The 3,631-nt window shown below is 29.2% G+C and carries 6 protein-coding genes; 3 read left to right on the top strand and 3 right to left on the bottom strand.

The annotated features are described in order from the left end of the window. Both DIU01_RS08895 and DIU01_RS08890 read left to right on the top strand, forming a co-directional pair. A partial coding sequence (locus DIU01_RS08895; protein WP_290833621.1) for a glycosyltransferase occupies positions 1–270 on the top strand: 270 nt, incomplete at its 5' end. Next, on the top strand, positions 267–674 hold the full coding sequence (locus tag DIU01_RS08890) for an FdtA/QdtA family cupin domain-containing protein (RefSeq protein WP_290833619.1): 408 nt from the start codon (positions 267–269) through the stop codon (positions 672–674). The genes DIU01_RS08895 and DIU01_RS08890, both read left to right, overlap by 4 nt. Here the strand turns inward: DIU01_RS08890 and DIU01_RS08885 are convergent. Further along, positions 658–1,596, bottom strand: a complete 939-nt coding sequence (locus tag DIU01_RS08885; protein ID WP_290833617.1) for a glycosyltransferase — start codon at positions 1,594–1,596, stop codon at positions 658–660. The two genes, DIU01_RS08890 and DIU01_RS08885, sit on opposite strands and share 17 nt — an antisense overlap. Next, entirely contained in the window at positions 1,593–2,489 is an 897-nt protein-coding gene (locus DIU01_RS08880; protein ID WP_290833615.1) for a glycosyltransferase family 2 protein, read from the bottom strand. Before DIU01_RS08880 ends, DIU01_RS08885 begins: the two co-directional genes overlap by 4 nt. A gap of 46 nt (positions 2,490–2,535) precedes the next feature. Between DIU01_RS08880 and DIU01_RS08875 the strand changes: the two genes are divergently transcribed. Beyond that, positions 2,536–3,357: a 2OG-Fe(II) oxygenase gene (locus DIU01_RS08875; RefSeq protein WP_290833613.1), complete on the top strand. Its 822-nt coding sequence runs from the start codon at positions 2,536–2,538 to the stop codon at positions 3,355–3,357. 24 nt (positions 3,358–3,381) lie between these two features. On the opposite strand, the gene DIU01_RS08870 is transcribed toward DIU01_RS08875, so the two are convergent. Then, positions 3,382–3,631: type II toxin-antitoxin system RelE/ParE family toxin (locus DIU01_RS08870; protein WP_290833611.1), on the bottom strand; the 250-nt coding region annotated here is incomplete at its 5' end.

Here is a 3,631-nt window from a genome sequence, read left to right as displayed (position 1 = left end):
CCAGTTTTATTAGAATCATTAGCTTGTGAAACTCCGGTTATTTCTTTCGATTGTCAATCGGGTCCAAGTGAAATTATCATTACTAATGAAAACGGGATTTTAGTTGAAAATCAAAATAAAGAAAAAATGATTGTTGCTATGAACGAATTGATTTCTAACAAAAAACTATATTTACATTGTAAAAATAATGCAAAGTCAAGTGTTGAGAAATTTTCGATTCAAAATATTGGAAATCAATGGTTGCAACTTTTTAATTCGCTAAACAAATGAATATCCAAATAATTGAAGTTCCTAAAATTGAAGATTACAGAGGAAATATTGCCATAATTGAAGGCGATGTGCTTCCGTTTGAAGTGAAACGCGTTTATTATTTATTTGATGTTCCAAGTTCGGCAAAACGTGGCGGACATGCGCACAAAGAACAGTTGGAGTTTTTAATTCCGCTTTCAGGTAGTTTTGATGTGGTTTTAAAAGATGGAAGTCAAACACAAAAAGTTACCCTAAATAAACCTGATAAAGGTTTGCTAATCAATACAAATATTTGGAGAGAATTAGAGAATTTTTCCTCGGGTTCGGTCTGTTTAGTTATCGCTTCAGACGTTTTTAGTGAAGAAGATTACATCAGAAATTATGAAGAATTTATTGCTTACATTGATGCTAATCGTATGTCGTAAATCGGATTCCTTTCGATAAAAATAACGCTTTAATTTGGTTTGCAAATTTCAAAACTGATGAAGGTAAATACAATAAAATAAGTTGTTTGTTGTTTAAACTTGAAGTAGAAATTCCATTTTTCATCTTCCTGAAATTTTCAATATTGCCTTCTAATTTATAATGTTTTGCCATTATATATCTGTGAAAATCAAGAAATTTCTTCAATGATTTACTGTGATTTTTTGTTTCAAATTTATCAAAATTGGTGATAATTTTTCCGCTAAGTTTACTCTGAGTAATTTGATTTTCAGACAACATTAAATACTGAACCAATGGTTTTTTAGAATAGGCGAGGAGGAATTCACTATTGGCTCGAATATTAAAATCAACATCTTCCCCAAAAGTTATCGTTTCGTCATAATAACCTATTGTTTCAAATACTGATTTTTCTACACAAAAACTTGACGGACAATACAATGGTTGCGCCAAACTAATTTCAAAAAAATCACGAATTAAAGAATTGTTTTTTAGGTTTTTAGAATTGTTTTCTGGTACTAAAATCTTGTTATCAGAATAGAATTCTTCATAATTTGTAGCAAATAATTTAGCTTCTGGAAAATCATTTGTGAGTTGAAATAACTCTTGTAAATAGTCTTCTTTCCATAAATCATCGGCATCAAGAAAAGCTAAATAATTGGCATTCGCATTTTTAATTCCGGTAGTTCTCGAAGCCGAAAGTCCTTTGTTCTTTTCATGTTTGATAATTCGAATTGTATCATTTTTAATTTTTGAAACAATTTCAAGACTTTTATCGGTAGAACAATCTTCAATAATTATAATTTCATAATCAGTAAAAGTCTGATTCATAACACTTTTTATCGTGTTTAGAACAAAATTTTCTTTGTTATATAACGGAATAATTACTGAAAAGTAAGGTTTCATTTTAAATTTATTTTACAAAAATAACCCAATCGATACAAATCAAAAACGAGAACTGATGGTGAAGCTGAAACAAGATTTTTCACCATTAATTTTTTAGATTTATCAAATGCAAAGCTGAACAATGCGACTAATTTAAATCTTTTAATCCAATAAAAAACTTTTGTTATTTGTGAATCATTGTGATGGATAATTTCTTTATCAGATAATTTTTTTAGATTCTTTAACGAACTATGAAATTTAGTTATGAAATCGATAGAAGTATCTAATTTTAAATGATATAACGGATTATCGATGTGCTGAATTTCAATATTATTTTTCTTTAAATCTAACATTAAAACCATATCTTCAAATCCGTATTCGGTAATTTCTTTGTGAAACGGATTTTCAATCATAACCTGTTTTTCAACCAAAAGATTCGAAGTTAATGCCAATTTATAAGGACTTTTTATCCGATTTTCTACAGAAACCGATTCTCTTTTTCTACCATAAACCCAGCGAAGCATTTCATTTGGAGCTGGTTTTTCATCAGAATAAATGATTCCTCCAAAAGCTATTTTTGCATTCGAACTTTCTTTAAATCGTATGTAGTTTCTAATAAATGAATGGTCTTTTGGTTTGGTATCGCAATCTAAAAGTACTAATAAATTGAATTTTGCCAGGGAAACCAATTTGTTAATCGTTTGGCCACGACCTAAATTTTTCTCGTTAATCAAGAAGCTACAATTATCAAGTTGATTTATCTCCTGATTTTGAATTCTGATTTCTAAATTATCCGAAGCATCATCCAAAACAATAATTTCAAAATCTATCGTTTCTGAAGTTGCCTGTTGCTGCAATTCCTTTACTAATGGAAGCGTGAAATAATTATAAGTTGGAATTACTATTGACAACATTCTTTTATTATTATATTTGCAAAGTAAGTATTTTTTATTCAAAACAATGGAAAATTATAACCGATTTGAGTTAGCCGATTTAATTTATACCAAAATTGAAAACAATAAAGTTGAACTTAAAAATCAGTTTTTAAATTCTAAAGATGCCATAGGTTTTTTCTATTTAGATGATTTACTTCCTATGGAAATTGCTTCAAAAATTCATGAAGTTTTTCCTCCAGCTTCGCAAATGGTTTTAAAGAAAAGTATTCGTGAAGACAAGTATATTGCGGCTCAAATGAATTTATACAATCCGTTGCTTGAAGAAATTATTTATGCTTTTCAAGATAAGAGAATTGTAGATTTAGTAGCGTCAATTTGCAATATTGAACACGCAATTCCCGACGAAAATCTATACGCAGGCGGCATTTCGATGATGGGAAAAAATCAATTTTTGAATCCGCATTTAGATAATTCTCATGATAAAGACCGCGAATATTGGCGTGTTTTAAATTTGCTTTACTACGTAACTCCAAATTGGAACGAAGAATACGGTGGAAATCTAGAGTTGTGGCCAAATGGTTTAAAGCAAAAGCAAATAACTATTCATTCAAAATTTAACAGATTAGCAGTAATGGCAACGCATGACAGTTCATTGCATTCGGTTTCTCCAGTAATTTTTGATGGATTTCGTTGTTGCGTTTCTAACTATTATTTTTCTAAAAATCCGTTATTAGAGTCAGATACTTTTCACGTAACTTCATTTCGAGGAAGACCAGAAAATAAAGTCTCAGATATTATTTTACAGCTCGATACTTGGGCTAGAATGACTTTGAGAAAATTCTTCAAAAAAGGAATAAAAGAAAATCCGCACGTTTATAAAAAGTAGTTAAGTGAAAATTATCAAAAAAAATTAAAGCAAATTAATTTTTATAGGATTTTGCCTTGTGTCAAAAACGTGCGAAACGAGAATTTTATTGTTGACTCCGTCAATCCAATAAATAATTTTATAATTTTTAAAAACTAAATATCGGTATTCTTGAATTCGATCTTTTAAAAGTTCTTCTTTCTGGCCTATAAATGGACTTTTCCCAAGTTTAAGTGATTCATCAATGATTCCATTAATTAAATTTTGGGCAACTTTTAATCCTGCAGTATATTTG

Source organism: Flavobacterium sp. (genome assembly GCF_003525665.1).
Taxonomy (GTDB): Bacteria; Bacteroidota; Bacteroidia; order Flavobacteriales; family Flavobacteriaceae; genus Flavobacterium.
Note: the sequence above shows the minus strand (reverse complement) of the source record. Positions and strands in the feature narration are given on the sequence as shown.